Genomic DNA, 17,350 nt, shown 5'->3' with positions numbered 1-17,350 from the left:
AACTGCCGCCGGCCGTCCTCTCGTGTCCCGCCCGGCGAGCGCGGGCCAGCGCCGTGCCGCCGAGACCGCCTCCACGACGGCCGAGCTCCTGCCGCCGCGGCCTCTCGGACGCCGGTCGCGGGCGGGTGGCGGCAATCTCGTCGGAGGGTACGGATTGTCGCGACGAGGCTGGGGCAAGATGAAGGCATGCCCACCCTGCGTCTCGCCCTGTCCCAGGTCAACCCGAGCGTCGGCGACCTCGCCGGAAACGCCGACCTGGTCCGCAGCTGGACTCGCCAGGCCGCCGATGCCGGTGCCCAGCTGGTGCTCTTCCCGGAGATGATGCTGACCGGGTACCCGGTCGAGGACCTCGTCTTCCGGCGTTCCTTCGTGGCCGCGTCCCGGGCCGCCGTGGAGCGGCTGGCCGCCGACCTGGCCGCCGACGGTCTCGGCGAGTTGCCGGTCGTGGTCGGCTACCTGGACGCCGACGGCCCGCCGCAGGTCAGCGGGGACGCCGAGCCGGGCCGGGGTGCCCGTAACGCCGCCGCGCTGCTGCACCGGGGCGTCGTGGCCGCCCGCTACTTCAAGCACCACCTGCCCAACTACGGGGTCTTCGACGAAGACCGGTACTTCGTCTCCGGTGACGCGCTGACAGTGGTGCGGATCGGCGGCGTGGACGTCGCGCTGACCATCTGCGAGGACCTGTGGCAGGCCGGCGGTCCGTTCGCCGCCGCCCGGATGGCCGGCGTCGGCCTGGTCGTCAACATCAACGGCTCGCCGTACGAGCTGAACAAGGACGACATCCGGCTGCCGCTGGTTCGCCGCCGGGCCGCCGAGGCGGGCGCCGCCATCGCGTACGTCAACATGATCGGCGGCCAGGACGAGCTGGTCTTCGAGGGCGACTCGATGATCGTGAGCGCCGACGGTGAGCTGCTCACCCGGGCACCGCAGTTCGTCGAGCACCTGCTCGTGCACGACGTCGAGTTGCCGGCCGCGAGCGCCGCGACGACCACGGAGACCGTCGCGGACGGCATGCGGATCGTGCACAGCACGCTGGACGGCATTCCGCCCACGCCGTCCGGCCCGGCCGCCACCGGCGGGCTGATCGAGCCGGTGGCCGACGAGGCCGAGGTGTGGCAGGCGCTGGTGCTGGGTCTGCGTGACTACGTCAACAAGAACCGGTTCCCGTCGGTGGTGCTCGGCCTGTCCGGCGGCATCGACTCGGCGGTGGTGGCCGCGCTCGCCGTCGACGCGCTCGGGCCGGACCGGGTGGTCGGGGTGTCGCTGCCCAGCCAGCACTCCTCGGAGCACTCCCGGGAGGACGCCGCCGACCTGGCCAAGCGCACCGGCCTGGACTACCGCGTCGAGCCGATCCAGCCGATGGTCGACGGCTTTTTGGCCAACCTGTCGCTGTCCGGCGTGGCAGTGGAGAACCTGCAGGCCCGGGTCCGTGGCGTGATCCTGATGGCGCTGTCGAACCAGGAGGGCCACCTGGTGCTGACCACCGGCAACAAGAGTGAGCTGGCGGTCGGCTACTCCACCCTGTACGGCGACTCGGTGGGCGGCTTCAACCCGGTCAAGGACGTGTGGAAGACGCTGATCTGGCGGCTCGCGAAGTGGCGCAACAGGGACGCGGCCCGGCGCGGTGAGACCGCCCCGATCCCGGAGAACTCGATCGGCAAGCCGCCGAGCGCCGAGCTGAGCCCGGGGCAGCTCGACAGCGACAGCCTGCCCGACTACGACGTCCTGGACCCGATCCTGATCGGCTACGTCGACGGTGACCTCGGCCGCGACGGGCTGGTCGAGTCGGGTCACGACCCGGCGATCGTGGACAAGGTGCTGCGGCTGGTGGATACCGCCGAGTACAAGCGACGGCAGTCGGCGCCGGGCACGAAGATCTCCATGAAGGCGTTCGGCCGGGACCGCCGTCTGCCGATCACCAGCCGGTGGCGCGAGCACGGCTGAGCCGTACCCCTGGGGGTGCCGGGTCGGTGGCGCGGCCCGGCGCCGCCTCGCGGTGACCGCGCGGCGCGGTCCCGGTTGGCCAGGTGGGGGCGGCCCCGCGCTGGTGGAGTGACATCTTGCACTGGGCCCTGCCGTCAGCCCGTCTCGCGGTGCGACGATCGCGACGGAACCCGGGGACCGCGCAGGCGGCCTCGAGGAAGGGAGACAGAGATGGTGGAGTCCACTCCGCACGAGGTGACCGCGTTGTACGGCGGCCCGGCCACCCGACGGGTCCGCACCCGCGACCTGATGGCCGCCAAGGAGCGCGGCGAGCGGTGGCCGATGCTCACCTCGTACGACCAGTACACGGCGTCGATCTTCGACCAGGCCGGTGTTCCGGTGCTGCTGGTCGGCGACTCGGCCGCGAACAACGTGTTCGGCTACGAGACCACCCTGCCGATCACCGCCGACGAGCTGCTTCCGCTGGTTCGGGCCGTGGTGCGGGCGACCCGGCAGGCGCTGGTCGTCGGTGACCTGCCGTTCGGCTCGTACGAGGAAGGTCCGGCCCAGGCGCTGCGCACCGCCGTCCGGTTCATGAAGGAGGGTGGCTGTCACGCGGTGAAGTTGGAGGGTGGCCGCCGCAACGCCGCGCAGATCGCCGCGATCGTCGGCGCCGGCATCCCGGTGATGGCGCACATCGGTTTCACCCCGCAGAGCGAGCACACACTGGGCGGCTACCGGGTGCAGGGTCGCGGCGACGCCGCCGACGAGGTGCTGGCCGACGCACGGGCTGTGGCGGAGGCGGGCGCGTTCGCCGTGGTGTTGGAGATGGTGCCCGGCGAGGTGGCCAAGCGGATCACCCACGAGCTGCCGATTCCCACTGTGGGCATCGGCGCGGGCCCGGACACCGATGCGCAGGTGCTGGTCTGGCAGGACATGGCCGGCCTGCGGACGGGCAAGGCGCCCCGTTTCGTCAAGCGGTACGCGGATCTGGCCGGCGCTCTCACCGACGCCACCCGCCGTTTCGCCGACGAGGTCCGCGGCGGCGAGTTCCCCGCCGCCGAACACACCTTCTAGCCAGCGACTCGGTCCTGCCGATATCGGGGTGTCCTGGCAGCACCGGGACACCCCGATATCGAGTGTCAGAGGTCGGTGACGCGGAGGCCGGCGTGCGCCTTGTAGCGCTTGTTGATGGCGATCAGGTTGGCGGTGAACGCCTCGATCTGGTGGGCGTTGCGCAACCGGCCGGCGTAGATGCCCCGCATGCCCGGGATCCGGGCGGCCAGCGCGCCGACGATGTCGACCAGCTCGCGGTCCTCGGTGCAGATCAGCACGTCCAGGTCGATCCGGTCGACCTCGGGGTCGGCCAGCAGCGGAGCGCTGACGTGGTTGAACGCGGCGCAGACCCGGGCGTCGGGCAGCAGCGCGGCGGCCTGCTGCACGGCGCTGCCCTCGGCGACGGTCAGCGCGTACGGGCCCTGCTTGTCGAAGCCGAGCGGGTTGACGCAGTCGACGACGATCCGGCCGGCGAGCGGCTCGGCGAGGGCGGCGACGGTGGCGGCGTGCCCGTCCCACGGCACCGCGATGATCACCACGTCGCTGCGTCGGGCCACCTCGTCGTTTGCCGCACCGGTGACGCTGCCGCCGGCCGGCACCCCGGGCAGGGCGGCGATCTCCGCCGCGGACTCGGCGGCCCGCTCAGCCGACCGGGACCCGATCAGCACCGTCTGGCCGGCCCGCGCGAAGCGGTAGGCGAGGCCCCGCCCCTGGTCGCCGGTGCCGCCGATGATGCCGACAGTCAGCCCGGACACGTCGGGCAGCGTGCTCGCGTCGTATGCCATGGCCTCATCCTCGCAAACCGCTCGTCCGGCAGCAGCGCCGAGCGCTGTGAGAATCCCCGCTACCGCGAGCGACCGCACCCCCGGGCGAGGATTGGGCCAGCGACGGCGGCCCGGTCAGGCCAGCTCGAACAGGACGGTACGGGCCGCCGGGTCGGCGGTGACCAGGCGGACCCGGACCCGTTCGCCGAGCGGCAGTTGGCCGAGGCAGCGGGCGCGTACCGGCGGGGCGTCCAGCGCGACGGTGCCACCGGGCGGTCGGGGCCGGGACTTGCCGTTGGGCGGGGCGTCGACGTCTAGGACGGCCGCGTCGAAGGTCTCGCCCACCCGGTGCTCCAGCACCGCCGCCTCGGCCAACTCGACGGCACCACGAGCGGCCGCCGAGGCGACCCGGTCGGTGCTCGCCATCACCTCGGGCAGCCGGGGCAGCGCGGCGCGGGCCCAGTCGGGCACCGCCTGGCCGGCGTGCAGGGCCAGGCAGACCTCGGTGGCGTACCGGTCGGCCAGCCGCCGCAACGGCGCCGTCACGTGGGCGTACGCGGCCGCCACGCCACCATGTTCCGGCTGCTCCGGCAGCTCCCCGTCGAAGGATGTGTACGCGGCACCGCGCATCAGCTCGGCCGCCTGGTCGATGAACGCGGCGGCGCGTGGCTGGGCGGCGTCCAGACCGGCGATGACCTGTCCCGGGCCCACGTCGTCCGGCCAGTGCACGCCCAGCGGCGCGGCGGCGGCCCGGAGCCGCTGCACCGCCTCCGGCTTGGGCGCCGGCATCGTCCGTAGCAGACCCACCCGGCCGGCCAGCATGATGTCGGCGGCAGCCATCCCGGTCAGCAGGGAGATCTGCGCGTTGTGTTCTTCCATCGGCACCGGCGCGCGCAGCACCAGCCGCCAGCCCTCACCGTCGGGCTCCAGATCCTGCTCGGGCAGCGGCAGGTTGATGGCGCCCCGGCTCAGCCCTCGCGCGGTCAGTCGGTCGCCGATCTCCGGCAGCAGCGCGATCGGGTCGGGTAGCCGCCCGGCCTCGGCTGCCGCCTGCACTCCGCTGTAGTCGAGTTTGGCGCGGCTGCGGACCAGGGCGCGTTCCAGCTCGACGGCCACGGTGCCGCCGTCGGCGTCCAGGTCGATGGTCCAGACCACAGCTGCCCGGTCGTCGTCGGGCAGCAGACTCGCCGCACCCTCGCTGAGGGTGTGCGGGTGCAGCGGCACGTTGCCGTCGGGCAGGTAGATGGTCTGCCCCCGCCGCCAGGTCTCCGCCTCCAACGCCCCACCCGGTCTGACGTGCGCGGCGACGTCGGCGATCGCGTACCGCACCCGGTAGCCCCCGTCGGGGCGGCGGCTGAGGTGCATCGCCTGGTCCAGATCCCGCGAGGTGGCCGGGTCGAGAGTGACGAACGGTATGTCCGTGCGGTCGACGGGCGGCTGCGGCGGTGCCGCAGCCGCCTCGTCGGCTTCACGCTGGGCGTCGGCCGGAAACTCCTCGGGCAGGCCGAGCTCGCGGCGCAACGCGCCGAAGTCGATGCGGGGCGCGAGTACGCGTCGGATGACCACGGGTCAATCCTGACAGCGCCACGGGTGATCCGCTTCCGGTGACCGGCCGGAAATCCGACCGGTGAGGGGATGCTCCGCGCTCAGCCGGTCGCCTTGCGGGCGGCGCTGCGGGCCCCCCTGGGTGCGGTGGCTCGGGCGGCGACCGGGCTGGCCGGAGACTTGCGGGCTGTCACCTTGCGGGCCGGCGCCTTGGCCGCGACGGTCTTCTTCGCCGGGGCCTTCTTCGCCGCCGCCTTGCGGGCGGTGGTCGACGAGGTACCCGTCGCCTTCGCGGCCGGGGCCTTCTTGGCCGGAGCCTTGCGCGCGCCACCGCTGGGGCGGGTCGACGCGGTCTTCTTCGCAGCGGCCGTCTTCTTCGTCGCTGTCTTCTTGGCGGCGGACGCCTTGGTCGCCACCTTCCGCGCCGGGGCCTTCGCCGCGCTGGTGGTCTTGCGCGCCGGGGCCTTCGCGGCGGTGGTGGTCTTGCGCGCCGAGGCCTTGGCGGCGGTGGTGGTCTTCTTCGCCGGGGCCTTGGCGGCGGTGGTGGTCTTTCTCGCCGCGCTGGCGGTGGTCTTCTTCGCCGCGCTCACCGTCTTCTTCGCCGTGCCGGTGGTCTTCTTCGCGGCGGTGGTGGTCTTGCGCGCGGCGGTGGTGGTCTTGCGCGCGGCGGACGCCGGGGCCCGCTTGGCGGCGGTGGTCGTCTTGCGGGTGGTGGTCGAGGCCTTCGCGGGGGCCTTCTTGGCCGCGGCGGTGGTCCTGGTCGTGGCCTTCTTCGCGGGGGCCTTCGTGGCCGCCGTGGTGGTCTTCCTGGCCGGTGCGCGGCCCGCCCCGCCGGCGGCCTTGCGGGCCGGTGCCTTCGCGGCAGCCGCGGTGGACTTGCGCACGGGGGTGGTCCGGCTCGCCGCCGTGTTCCGCTCCGCCGCGGCGGTCTTCTTCGCGGTGGTGCGTCGGGCGGCCGGGCGCTTGGTGGCCTGCTGTGCTTCGGCCATCGTGGTTCCCTCCTCGGGGGACGTGCTCTCGCGTGCGTCCTCGCGGAGCACGAAATACCTCGGCGCGAGCCGTCCCGCGCCGCCTATCTGTCGTCCCCGGCCCAACGAGCGTCCTCGGCATCCCACGCCTCGTTCCGCTCCTGCACTCGTTGCAGGGCGTTCTCCGCGTCGGCCGCCGAGTCGTACGGGCCGAGAACGTGCTTCGCCGGACACACGTTGGTGTCCGTCTCGACCCGGTGATGCCGGGTGCACCAGTAGAACTGCCCACCACGTCCGCTGTCGCTCATGGGAATCACTGTGCACCGCGAACCGGCCGGCCGCCACCGGATCGCACAAGTCGCCGACGATCTCCACAGTAGATATGCATTGCGTTCGTCGGGGCGGAACGCGGAAATAGGGTCGGACGAACAGTCAGTTCCGGTGCGATCCAGGGCTGAGGCATGATCTGCGCTCGTGATCAATACGGTGACCGGCGCGGGGGCGTGCCCGGGGTGTGCGGCGACGACGGCATCGGTACGCGACGCGGTGCCCTGGTGTCCCAGCTGTGAATGGAATCTGGACGCCTATGACCAGGCACGTCGCCAACGCGAGTTCGGGTGGAGTTGGGTCGACCGGTGGACCTACCGAATGGCGTTCCGGGCGACCAGGCGGCAGTTCACCGAACTGGTTGGGCGACCGTTGGGCACCAACGGGTCCGACGCCGCCCGGACGCTCACCGCAGCAGCCTCGTTGCTCCTGATCGCCGCGGTGCTCGCGCTCGCGGTCGTCGGTGGTTGGCTGATCGTGGCGTTCCCGTTTCCCAACCTGGCGATCGTGCCGGGTGTGGCGATGGTCGGTCTGGCGATCGCGTTGCGGCCCCGGTTCGGTCGCCTCGACCCGGAACTGGAGGTGCTCACCCGCGACCAGGCGCCGGAGCTGTTCGACCTGATCGACGAGGTGGCCGCTGCGGTCGGGGCGCCTGCGCCGGACGTGGTGGGCGTGGACGACACCATCAACGCGTACGCGGGCACTGTCGGGTTGCGGCGGCGGAAGGTGCTCGGTCTCGGACTTCCGCTGTGGGGTTCGCTTCCCGCCGGTGGCCGGGTGGCGTTGCTCGGCCACGAACTCGGTCACTTCGTCAACGGTGACCCGCGCCGGGGCCTGTTCACCCAGCCCGCGTTCACCATGCTCGGCTCGGCCGCCGACCTGTTCCGGCCGGTGCGGACCAGCGTCGGGGCGGGGCTGGTGGAGATGCTGGGCGACGCGGTGGGCCGCGCGTTCCAGTGGGTGGTGTCGCGGGTGCTGTTCGTCGCGTACCTGCTGTTGGTGACTGTGGCACTGCGGGACAGTCAGCGCGCCGAGTACCTCGCCGACGAACTGGCCGCCCGGGTGGCCGGCACGACCGCCGCTACCGATTTCCTCGACACCCTGCTCGCCACCGAGTCGTTGGCGCTGGCGGTGCGTCGGGAGAGCCGGGCGGGGCATGGCCCGGACCGGTGGCGCTCGGCGCTGGCCGAGTCCCGTGCGGCCAGGACGGACCGGTTGCCGTTGCTGCGGCAGCTGTCGGTCCGCGACGAGGCGTCGCTGTTCGCCGCTCACCCACCGACCGGACTGCGCCGCCAGATGCTCGCCGGGCGCGGATGGCAGGATCCCTCGGTGGTGCTCACCGAAGCCCGGATGGAACGGATCGACGCCGAACTCGGCAAGGAGTACGACCGCTTCCGCCGTACCGTCAGCTGGTCGGGCTGACGCCGGACGCGCACCCGCGGGCGGCGTTGGGCAGAGCGGCAGCGGCCTATGATCGCCGGATGGCGACACCGGACTACATCGTGGGGCTGCGCAAGCACGTCGGCCATGACCTGCTCTGGCTGCCGAGCGTCAGCGCGGTGGTCCGCAACGACGCCGGTGAGCTGCTGCTCGGCCAGCGTGCCGACGACGGGCGCTGGTCGGTGGTCAGCGGTTTCGTCGAGCCGGGCGAGCAGCCGGCCACCGCGCTCGTCCGTGAGGTGCGCGAGGAGACGGGCCTGGAGGTGGCGCCGGTGCGGATGTCCAGCGCCGTGTCGCACCCGCACACGTACCCGAATGGCGACCGCTGCGAATACCTGAACCTGGGGTTCCTGTGCCGGTTGGTGGCCGGCACCGCCCGCGTCAACGACGACGAGTCGCTGGCCGTGCGGTGGTTCCCGCTGGACCGGCTGCCCGAGCTGGACAAGCACGCCCTGCTGGTCATCGCGTACGCGTTGCGCGAGAACCAGCTGGCCGGTTACCTGGAGCCGGGTACGACGTGGGACGACGTACCCGACTGAGGTTCACACCGGGGTCGGCGCGAGCGCGACCGTCTCGGCGGGCGCCGACCGGGCCGCCCGGATGGTGTACGCGAGCGCGTACGGCGTGCAGGCCAGGTAGAACATCGGCTCCAGCAACAACTGGTCGGTGATCAGGAAGATCTCCCACGACGTGGGGCGGGGCAGGCCGAAGTTCCAGTCGGTCCAGCAGACCAGGAGCCACAGCGGCGCGGAGATCCGGTCGACGCTGTCCGGTGTCATCGCGTCGGCCGGGACGGTGCCGGGCCCCGGAATGGTCTGGAGCACGAAGAGAATCACTGCCAGGTCGGCCGCGACGAGCGCGCCGAGGAGGCCGACCAACCAGGCGACGCCAACCCGACCCCGGGCGGCGAGGTTCGCCGCAGCCCACAGGGCCAGCGTCAGGCCAGCCAACCAGAGCAGCAGACCGGGTACGAACCTGCCGAAGACACTGCCGTTGACGACGGACATGAGCCCGAGTGCGGCCACACCGACGGGGAGCACCACGCCGAGCGCGATGCGCAGCGGGCCCCGAAGTGCGGAGTGCCGGGCCGACCGTGACGTGTACCTCGCCAACAGCACCGCGAAGCCGACTGTCAGCGTCGACCAGAGCGGCAACTGCGCCGCTGTCGACCAGCTCACCCGTATCGACAGCACGTTGTGGACCTGACTCATGACCAGCGCGCTGACGACCACGATCGTGGCGCAGGCGAGCGGGGCCAGTAGCAGGGCGGCGGCGGTACGGCGGGCCCGCCGATGCATCATGCTGCGGTCGACGAGCGGGGCACCGGCCCGGCTGACGGCCAGGCTCATGGCGAAGCCGACCATCGTCGTCCAGCGACCGCTCTCGGCGAGGACGTGCAGCTCGGCGGCCCACTCGCGGCGCAGGTCGTCGCGGACGTCGGTCGGCCAACGGCGCGCGGCCAACTTCAGCAACAGCTCGGCGATCCGGCGGGTCACCATGCCGGCGCTCCGATGGTCGCTCCCGTTTTCCTCACCCGTTCGCCGCTCGGGTGCCCAGGTGGGGCTTTCCGCTCGCCGTGTATGCCCAGCCCGTGGCGCTGCGCGTCTGGGCCAGAGCGACCGGCGCGTCGGGCGAGGACCGGGCCGCCCGGATGGTGTACGCGAGCGCGTACGGCGTGCAGGCCAGGTAGAGCATGGGCTCTATCAACACCCGGTTGGTGATCAGGAAGATCTCCCACTCGATCGGCCGGGGCAGGCCGAAGTTCCAGTCCGTCCAGCAGGCGAAGAGCCACAGCGGCGCGGAGATCGGGTCGACGCGCTCCCGTGCCTCGATCGTCGGCCCAGCGCCGAATCCGGCGGGGTACGCGTCGACGATGACGAGGATCACCGCGAGGTCCGCGGCGACGAGTGCGCCGAGGACGCCCACCCACCAGGCGGTGCGGACGCGACCCCGGGCGGCGAGGCTCGCCGCGGCCCAGAGCGTGAGCGTCAGGCCGGCCGACCAGAGCAGCAGACCGGGTACGGCGTCGGCCAGGCCCTCGGCGTTGACGACGTACCTGAAGTTGACGACGTACACGAACAGGATGACGGCCGCACCGACCGGGAGCACCACGCCGAGCGCGATACGAAGTGGGCCGTCAAGTGCGTTGTGCCGGGCCCAGCGGGCGGCGAACACCGCCAGCACGATCGCCAGCACGATGGTGAACGCCGCCCAGATCGGCCTCTGCGCCCGCTCCACCCAACTCGCCCGCACCAGCAACGAGTCGACGAAGAACAGCGCCAACACACCGAGGGCCACGATCCCGACGCAGGCGATCGGGGACAGCAGTAGAGCGGCGACGGTGCGGCCGATCCGACCGCGCATCAGGCGGCGGTCGACGATCGGGGCGCCGGTGCGACTGACGGCCAGGCTCACCGCGAAGCCCAGCATCCTCGTCCGGTGACCGCTTTCGGCGAGGACGTGCAGCTCGGCGGCCCACTCGCGGCGCAGGTCGTCGCGAACGCCGGCCGGCCAACGGCGCGCGGCCAACTCCAGCAGCAGCTCGGCGGCACGGCGGGTCACCACGCCGGCGCTCCGGTGGGCTCGGTGCCGCCCCACGGGCGACGGCCACCGTCGGGGATCGCGGCCCGCAGGTCGGCGAGCGCCTGCCGAGCCTGCGTCACCCCGACGGCGGTCAGTCGGTAGTAGCGGCGGGCCGGCCGCCCGGCCGCTACGGGATCGATCGCCTCCCAGTCGGCGGCCAGCCAGCCGGCCCCCTGCAACCGGTGCAGCACCGGGTAGAGGGTGCCGCTGGGCAGGCCGGTCAATCGCATCAGGTCGAGCCCGTAGCGCTGCTCGTCGGGCTCGGCGAGCAGCGCCGCGAGCACCTTCGCGACCGGAATGGTCATCCGCATGTGACCACTGTATCGGAACTCTACATAGGGGTGGGTACCCGTTCGACGGGAATCCACAGCTCGGCGTCCGCCTGGGTGCCGTCCGCCGACACGCGGACCCGGCTGATCTCCGGTCCAGGTCGGCTGCGGTACGGGTTGGACGGAAACCACTGGGTGAACACGTCACGCCACAGGTACTGCACCGCCTGCGGAAACGCGCCGGAGGTGGTGAACACCGCCCACGACCCGGCCTGCACCGGCAGCGCGTCCAGGTCCTCCGGCGGCTCGGCTGCGGTCACCACCCCGTGCCAGTAGTCCAGCTCGGTGCCCTCCTGGCGGCTGTCGGCGAGGTTGTCGCTGACGTTGACGATCCCCTTCGGCTCCTGATCGGAGAGCGCCTCGATCCGTTCGGTCGTCTCCTTGTCGATGCTCCGGATGAACGCGACGATCGCCGGGTTCATCCCCTCGTGCACCAACGGGACCCGGGCCTTGCGCCCCACCAGTGCGAATGCGTCCTTGTCGACGATCCGGTACTCCATGCTGCCACTCCCTTCGACTGTGAGTCGGAAGGACATCCGGGGCTGGGCGCGCAGCGCCGCGCCCGTACGCCGGGCTTCTCCGGGCCCCACGCCGTGCACGGCGTGGAACGCCCTGGCGAACGCCTCCGCCGAGCCGTAGCCGTAGTGCACGGCGACGTCGAGCAACGTCCGCTCCCCCGCCAGCACGTCCGCACCGGCGACGGTGAGCCGACGCCGCCGGATGTACTCCGACAGCGGCATTCCGGCCAGTGCGGAGAACAGCCGCCGGAAGTGGTACTCCGACGTCAGCGCGATCCGCGCCAGCTCGGCCACCTCGATCTTCTGGTCGAGGTGACGCTCGATGTACGCCATGGCCTCGTTGAGCCGATCCAGCACCCGGGCCTCCTTCCCTTTCGAGCACCGACGTTAGGTCGCGGGGTCGGTCGCCCACCCGACATCCGATGCCCGCATCGGTCGGGTACGGCGGCACCGATAGCCCGTGTCGTAGCCTGGCGGACTTTGCTTCCCAAGGAGGTTGACGTGGCCGAGTATCCGCAGGACGTCGTGCAGCGCTTCCACGGCACCCCCGACCAGGTCGACGCCGGCCTGGTGGGCGAGCCGCCGCGGACGTGGGAGTCCGTCGTTATCGAGGACACCGCCCAGGAGGACGCCTATCTCCCCGCCCTGGAACGGCTCGGGTACCGGCTCGTCCTTCGGGAACCCTGGTGGCACGGGCACCGGATGCTTCTCAGCCCCGCCGAGGACGTCAACCTGCACGTCTGGCCCCAGGGTGCGCCGGAGCCGATCCGGCACCGGCTCTTCCGCGACTGGCTGCGCGCGCATCCGCACGACCGGGAGCGGTACGCCGCGACCAAGCGCCGCCTCGCACGGGACAACGCGCACCGGCCCCGCGACTACAGCCTCGCGAAGAACGACGTCATCGACGAGATCTACGCGCGAATCTTCGCCGCCTGATGACCTCACGTCGACGGCGGTCGCGCGTAGATCTTGGACAGTTTCCGTTATCAGTTAACGGAAAGTGTCCAAGATTGGGCCGTGGGCCGAGGATGTGAGCCTGCCAGTGACCACCCGGGTTCGTCAGGAACAGTCGAAGCGGTACTCGAACGGCCTGGTGGGGCAGGCGGTGCAGACGAAGAGGTAGATCCCGCCGACGTCGCCCAGCATGAGCCCGGTGGGGTTCTGGATCGTCGACCACGGATGATCGTCGGTGGTGGCCGTCTCCCAACCGGACATCGCCGGACGATCCTCTACCGGAATCCACCGCTTTTCGTCACCGCGGCTGAACTCCCAGCTCGCGACCGTCAGCAGATGGTCCATGAACGAGCCGCACCCGCAGACCGGCCAGTCCGGAGACTGGGTCCAGCCGGGGTAACCGCCGACCTTGATCCCCGAGGCGACCGCCAGATCGGTTTCGTACTCCCAACCGGTCTCCTGCGCCACCCGCTTCATCGTGTCCTCGATCTGCGGCCACACGGCACGCGGGAGGTCCCAGGATGGGTACTCGGTGACCCGCTCCGGGTCGAGCACGCACGGGTCGGGGACGTGCGCTGGATCTGACTCCACATCCGGTACGGGCATGTCGTGAAGTCGGGCGCCGATATCGGCGCGGCGACGCCACCGCAGTGAAGGGCGAGGTGACGTCCACGGGTCGTGGTCGAATGGGCACCACAACACCTGTAGGACGTCCGTGCCGGCCGGGAACGGCACTTCGGGCACGTCCTCGGCCAGCAACTGCGCCACCGGCACCAGCGGTGCCGCCGGCTCACCCGGATAGTCGAGGTAATGGTCGCCCGGCTCCGGCCCGTCGCACATCGGCCAGGCTTCGTCGGCCGGCCACAGCAGCGGGCCGCCTACCGAACTCTGCTCCGCTGTCGGCGAACCCGGACGGGGATGCAACCGGACGGTCGTCCGCGCCAACGGCGCAACCGCCGGAAAGATCTGTGGCACGTCGATGGGGCTGGAGGGGGTGGTGTGCACGCCGCCGAGCGTAGGAGGCGCGCGATCAGCGTGTTCAGCGCGGCGGCTGCTGCATGATCCAGGTGGGCACGGGCTCCGGCAGGAAGCCCGCCACCTCCCAGCCGGCCCGGCGGTACAGCTCGACGTTGCCCGGGTTGCTGGTCTCCAGGATCGCCGGCAGGCCCTCGGCGGCGGCACGGGCCAGGCCGGCCCGCATGACGGCACGGCCCCAACCGCGTCCGGCGCTGTCGGGGTGGGTGCCCAGGACGCCGAGGTACCAGAACGGGAACGTCGGCAGGGCGGCGTGCACGGCGTCGTCGTAGCCCTGGACGCGGGCCAGCACGTCAGCGGGGTAGTGAGCGGCGAGCCCGCCCGCCGGTGACCCGGTCAGCGACCCCGCCGGTGGCTCCCAGATGGCGACCGACGCACCCCCACCGAGCGTCCAGATCGACGACTGGTGCACCCGCTTGTCGAAGAGGTGCCCGAAGAAGGTGGCGGCGTACCGCGGATAGGTCTCCTCGTCGGGGAAGAGGCACCGCAGGATCGGATCCTTGACGAACGCGGCGACCAGGGTACCAACCACCGCATCGCGGTCCGCCGGGGTGGCGATGGTGATCTCGGGCGTCATCACAGCAGTCGACACTATCCGAAAAGGCGCCTTGACCCTGACACGGTGGCGGACCGGAGACTGCCCCCATGGACCTCGATTTCTACCGTGGACACTCCCCCTACAGCGACCCCGGTCGGCACGGCGGGCTCCTCGACGCCGTGGCGTCCGACGTCCCCACAGTGGCGGCGACCGCCCGCAACGTGATCGTCCACTACCGGGCCGGCGGCGTCGAGCTGCCCGTCGACCGGCTGGACGAGGTGAACCGCCGCTGGGTGGACCGCATCCTCGACACCGACCAGTCCCGCTTTCCCCTGCCGCTGAGCGTTGCGCGCCCGGCCGTGGACCGGGTGGCCGGCTGCTGCCGGGACCACACACTGCTATCGGTCGCGATCCTCCGCCAGCACGGCATTCCCAGCCGCAGCCGGATCGGCTTCGCCTCCTACTTCACCCCCGGCTGGCACCACGATCACGTGCTGCTGGAGTACTGGAACGGCGAACGCTGGGTCTGGGCCGACCCGGAGCTCGACCCGGCCGACGACCGGCGGTTCGACGGCTACGACATCGACCCGACGGCGGGGCTCTTCGACTCGGCAGCGCGGGTGTGGTCGGCGTACCGGGCCGGGACGATCGATCCGAACGTCTACGGCGTGGCCCCCGACGTGCCCGTCCACGGCGCCTGGTTCATCTACACCTACGTCCTGCACGAGCTGGCCCATCGGCAGAAGGACGAGTTGCTGCTGTGGGACAGCTTCGGCGCGATGACCGACGACCTCGCCAACGCCGACCTCACGCTCGCCGACGAGATCGCCGCCCTGCTGCTCGAAGCCGACGACGGCGACGAGGCCGCGGAGAAGGCCCTCGCCGACCGGTACGCGACCGACAGCCGTTTGCGTCCCGGCGCTCAGGTACGCAGCTTCTCACCGGTCTCCGGCACGGTGCGCACTGTCGATCTGCGCGTCAGCCGAAGGTGAAGGCGTACGCCTCGGCGCCGGGCTGGTCGAACGTGATCTCCAGGGTTCGCTCCCGGACCGCGCCGTCCTGGCGGACGAGCTGGTAGAGCCGGCCGTCCTGGAGCACGCCGTTGCCGGCCTCGTCGATGTCGACGCCGTGTGCCGGGCCGGGGGCGTCACCGTCGAGCAGCACGCGGAACGGGATCGACGCTCCCGCCCCGGGGGCCAGCACGAGATGCGCGTCGCGGGCGTGGAACCGGAAGGCGATGCCGCCACCGGCCCGGTCCAGCACGACGTTCTCCGACCTGATCGTCCACTCCCCCGCCAACGCCCACTGGTTGAGGCCGAGGCTCTGCGGCACCTGGTAGGCGCGGCGTTCGTCGAGCGCGGGGTCGTTGGGCGACGCGAAGTGTTCGCCGCGACCGAAACCGAGGTACGTCTCGGGCGTGCGCAGGTTGGCCCAGTCGGCCTCCGCCTCCGGGCCGAGCCCCTTGACGGGTACGGGTTCCCGCTCGATGCCGAGCAGTTGCTGGAGCACCCGCTCGGACTGCTCGTAGCGTCCCTCGCCGAAGTGCTCGTCACGGATGACGCCGTCGGTGTCGACGAAGTAGAGCGCCGGCCAGTAGTGGTTGTCGAACGCACTCCAGATCGCGTAGTCGTTGTCGACCGCCACCGGGTAGTCGATCGACCGGGCCGCCACCGCCCGCCGCACCCAGTCGACGTCGTGCTCGAACGCGAACTCCGGGGTGTGCACACCGATGACGACCAGCCCGTCATCGCGGTAGGCCTGCGACCAGGCACGCACGTACGGCTCCTGGCGCAGCCAGTTGATGCAGGTCAGCGTCCAGAAATTGACCAGGACGACGCGCCCACCCAGGTCGGCGGGGCCGAGTGGCTCGGCGTTGAGCCACTCGGCCGCCCCGTTGAGCGGGGGCACGTGCACGGCCATCTAGCGCAGTGACCGGAAGGCGGTGCGAAGCTCCTCGGAGAAGATCTTCGGCTGTTCCCAGGCCGCGAAGTGCCCGCCCACGTCGAGCTTGTTGTAGTAGATGAGGTTGGAGTACGCCTGCTCGGCCCAGCTCTGCGGCGCCTCGTACAGCTCGTCGGGGAAGACGCTCACGGCGACCGGGACGTTAACGCCCTTGGCGGCGAAGAACGACAGCTTGTTCTCCGCGTACAGACGGGACGCGGAGACCGCGGTGTTCGTCAACCAGTAGAGCGAGATGTTGTCCAGGATGTCGTCGCGGGTGAGGCCCGCTTGGGCCCCGTCGAACACCTGCGCGATCAGGGCCAGACTCTTCGCGTCGTGGTCGAGCAGGAAGGACGCCAGACCGACCGGAGAATCCGCCAGCCCGGTCAGCGTCTGCGGACGTGTCGCCATCATGAGGGCGTAGGCGACGTGCTTCCAGACGTAGTTGGCTTCCTCGGCGGCACGCATTTCGTCGTCGGAAAGCCCGGATGGCAGCGAGCCCATGGCGTTGTTCGCGCCGGTGGTGTCGCCCTGGAACAGCAGGTCGATCTCCGGTGGGATCGCACCGGGCATGTTGGTGTGGATGCCGAGCAGTTCCGGAGGCGCCTGGATGCCCATCTGGTCGACGATGACCGCACCCCAGTCTCCGCCCTGCGCGACGAACCGGTTGTAGCCGAGCCGCTTCATCAGCTCCGTCCAGGCGGTCGCGATCTTCTGCGGGTTCCACCCCGACTCGGTCGGTTTGCCGGAGAAGCCGTGGCCGGGCAGCGACGGGATCACCAGGTGGAAGGCGTCCGACGCGCTCCCGCCGTGCGCCGTCGGGTCGGTGAGCGGCTCGATGATCTTCATCTGCTCGATCACCGAGCCCGGCCATCCGTGGGTGACGATGAGCGGCAGCGCGTCCTCGTGCTTCGAGCGCACGTGGATGAAGTGGATGTCCACCCCGTCGATGGTGGTCATGAACTGCGGTACGGCATTCAGCCGTGCCTCGACCTTGCGCCAGTCGTACTCTTTCTCCCAATAGCGGGCGACGGCCTGAATGGTCGCGAGTGGCACGCCCTGCGACTGGTCGTCCACCGTTTCCTTGTCCGGCCAGCGGGCGGCCTTGATGCGCCTCTTGAGGTCATCAAGGTCGGCCTGAGGAATGTCGACCGAGAACGGCCGAATCTCCGTGGTGCCGGGACGAGTCTTGGTTTTGACAGCCATGCGTGTTTCCTCTCCGTCTAGGTGTGCGCCTCGCGAGGAGAAATCATGGGTGAAAGGCTCTGCCCGGACTTATGTGCCAACGATGGGCACGCCGCCGCCATATCTCGGAGCCTACTGTTGGCTGACCGCGATGGTTGGCGAAGTTTGCCACTTACTCGGCGGCGATCCGGACATTGGTCGACACACCGACCATCACGGCGGTTCTCCTTCAGCCGTGCGCTTC

General features: G+C 71.1%; 18 protein-coding genes. 6 read left to right on the top strand and 12 right to left on the bottom strand.

What is annotated here, in order from left to right:
• The first annotated feature begins 186 nt into the window (after positions 1–186).
• Both OG992_RS29005 and panB read left to right on the top strand, forming a co-directional pair.
• Complete coding sequence (locus tag OG992_RS29005) at positions 187–1,944, top strand: NAD+ synthase (protein WP_238687288.1); 1,758 nt, start codon at positions 187–189, stop codon at positions 1,942–1,944.
• Between the two features lie 210 nt (positions 1,945–2,154).
• On the top strand, positions 2,155–3,000 hold the full coding sequence (gene panB / locus OG992_RS29000) for a 3-methyl-2-oxobutanoate hydroxymethyltransferase (protein ID WP_124855798.1): 846 nt from the start codon (positions 2,155–2,157) through the stop codon (positions 2,998–3,000).
• A gap of 65 nt (positions 3,001–3,065) precedes the next feature.
• On the opposite strand, the gene npdG is transcribed toward panB, so the two are convergent.
• The 4 genes from npdG to OG992_RS28980 form a co-directional block, all read right to left on the bottom strand.
• The gene (gene npdG / locus OG992_RS28995) at positions 3,066–3,764 is read right to left on the bottom strand and encodes an NADPH-dependent F420 reductase (RefSeq protein ID WP_266304814.1); all 699 of its coding nucleotides are present in this window, start codon (positions 3,762–3,764) and stop codon (positions 3,066–3,068) included.
• Positions 3,765–3,878: 114 nt separating this feature from the next.
• Positions 3,879–5,309 (bottom strand): RNB domain-containing ribonuclease, encoded by a 1,431-nt coding sequence (locus tag OG992_RS28990; protein ID WP_238687282.1) that lies wholly within the window; start codon positions 5,307–5,309, stop codon positions 3,879–3,881.
• A gap of 80 nt (positions 5,310–5,389) precedes the next feature.
• Complete coding sequence (locus tag OG992_RS28985; RefSeq protein ID WP_266304813.1) at positions 5,390–6,277, bottom strand: histone; 888 nt, start codon at positions 6,275–6,277, stop codon at positions 5,390–5,392.
• 83 nt (positions 6,278–6,360) lie between these two features.
• Entirely contained in the window at positions 6,361–6,564 is a 204-nt protein-coding gene (locus OG992_RS28980) for a hypothetical protein (RefSeq protein WP_238687280.1), read from the bottom strand.
• A 340-nt stretch (positions 6,565–6,904) separates the two neighbouring features.
• Here OG992_RS28980 and OG992_RS28975 point away from each other — a divergent pair, with 340 nt between their 5' ends.
• Both OG992_RS28975 and OG992_RS28970 read left to right on the top strand, forming a co-directional pair.
• A complete protein-coding gene (locus OG992_RS28975; RefSeq protein ID WP_266304812.1) occupies positions 6,905–8,005 on the top strand; it encodes a M48 family metallopeptidase in 1,101 nt (366 codons plus the stop codon).
• Between the two features lie 59 nt (positions 8,006–8,064).
• Positions 8,065–8,562 carry an NUDIX domain-containing protein gene (locus OG992_RS28970; RefSeq protein ID WP_238687278.1) on the top strand — a complete coding sequence of 166 codons (498 nt, stop codon included), beginning with the start codon at positions 8,065–8,067 and terminating at the stop codon, positions 8,560–8,562.
• A 3-nt stretch (positions 8,563–8,565) separates the two neighbouring features.
• On the opposite strand, the gene OG992_RS28965 is transcribed toward OG992_RS28970, so the two are convergent.
• Genes OG992_RS28965 through OG992_RS28950 form a run of 4 tightly spaced genes read right to left on the bottom strand, consistent with a single transcriptional unit; the run spans position 8,566 to position 11,810 of the window.
• Positions 8,566–9,522, bottom strand: a complete 957-nt coding sequence (locus OG992_RS28965; protein WP_266304811.1) for a hypothetical protein — start codon at positions 9,520–9,522, stop codon at positions 8,566–8,568.
• Positions 9,523–9,553: 31 nt separating this feature from the next.
• Positions 9,554–10,588 (bottom strand): hypothetical protein, encoded by a 1,035-nt coding sequence (locus OG992_RS28960; RefSeq protein WP_266304810.1) that lies wholly within the window; start codon positions 10,586–10,588, stop codon positions 9,554–9,556.
• The gene (locus OG992_RS28955) at positions 10,582–10,917 is read right to left on the bottom strand and encodes a PadR family transcriptional regulator (RefSeq protein ID WP_238687275.1); all 336 of its coding nucleotides are present in this window, start codon (positions 10,915–10,917) and stop codon (positions 10,582–10,584) included. Before OG992_RS28955 ends, OG992_RS28960 begins: the two co-directional genes overlap by 7 nt.
• Before the next feature lie 20 nt (positions 10,918–10,937).
• Positions 10,938–11,810 carry an AraC family transcriptional regulator gene (locus tag OG992_RS28950; protein ID WP_266304809.1) on the bottom strand — a complete coding sequence of 291 codons (873 nt, stop codon included), beginning with the start codon at positions 11,808–11,810 and terminating at the stop codon, positions 10,938–10,940.
• A 144-nt stretch (positions 11,811–11,954) separates the two neighbouring features.
• Between OG992_RS28950 and OG992_RS28945 the strand changes: the two genes are divergently transcribed.
• Positions 11,955–12,389, top strand: a complete 435-nt coding sequence (locus OG992_RS28945; protein WP_266304808.1) for a GrpB family protein — start codon at positions 11,955–11,957, stop codon at positions 12,387–12,389.
• Positions 12,390–12,512: 123 nt separating this feature from the next.
• Here the strand turns inward: OG992_RS28945 and OG992_RS28940 are convergent, their stop codons facing one another.
• Positions 12,513–13,412 carry a DUF1963 domain-containing protein gene (locus OG992_RS28940; RefSeq protein WP_266304807.1) on the bottom strand — a complete coding sequence of 300 codons (900 nt, stop codon included), beginning with the start codon at positions 13,410–13,412 and terminating at the stop codon, positions 12,513–12,515.
• A gap of 34 nt (positions 13,413–13,446) precedes the next feature.
• Positions 13,447–14,019: a GNAT family N-acetyltransferase gene (locus tag OG992_RS28935; protein ID WP_266304806.1), complete on the bottom strand. Its 573-nt coding sequence runs from the start codon at positions 14,017–14,019 to the stop codon at positions 13,447–13,449.
• A 68-nt stretch (positions 14,020–14,087) separates the two neighbouring features.
• Here OG992_RS28935 and OG992_RS28930 point away from each other — a divergent pair, with 68 nt between their 5' ends.
• Positions 14,088–14,972: a transglutaminase domain-containing protein gene (locus OG992_RS28930; RefSeq protein ID WP_266304805.1), complete on the top strand. Its 885-nt coding sequence runs from the start codon at positions 14,088–14,090 to the stop codon at positions 14,970–14,972.
• On the opposite strand, the gene OG992_RS28925 is transcribed toward OG992_RS28930, so the two are convergent.
• Positions 14,959–15,900 (bottom strand): redoxin family protein, encoded by a 942-nt coding sequence (locus tag OG992_RS28925; RefSeq protein WP_266304804.1) that lies wholly within the window; start codon positions 15,898–15,900, stop codon positions 14,959–14,961. The genes OG992_RS28930 and OG992_RS28925 overlap by 14 nt on opposite strands.
• On the bottom strand, positions 15,901–17,127 hold the full coding sequence (locus OG992_RS28920; protein WP_266304803.1) for an epoxide hydrolase family protein: 1,227 nt from the start codon (positions 17,125–17,127) through the stop codon (positions 15,901–15,903).
• Positions 17,128–17,350: the final 223 nt, after the last annotated feature.

This window comes from Micromonospora sp. NBC_00362 (genome assembly GCF_026342155.1).
Taxonomy (GTDB): Bacteria; Actinomycetota; Actinomycetes; order Mycobacteriales; family Micromonosporaceae; genus Micromonospora; species Micromonospora hortensis.
This window is presented reverse-complemented; position numbering and strand designations above follow the sequence as displayed.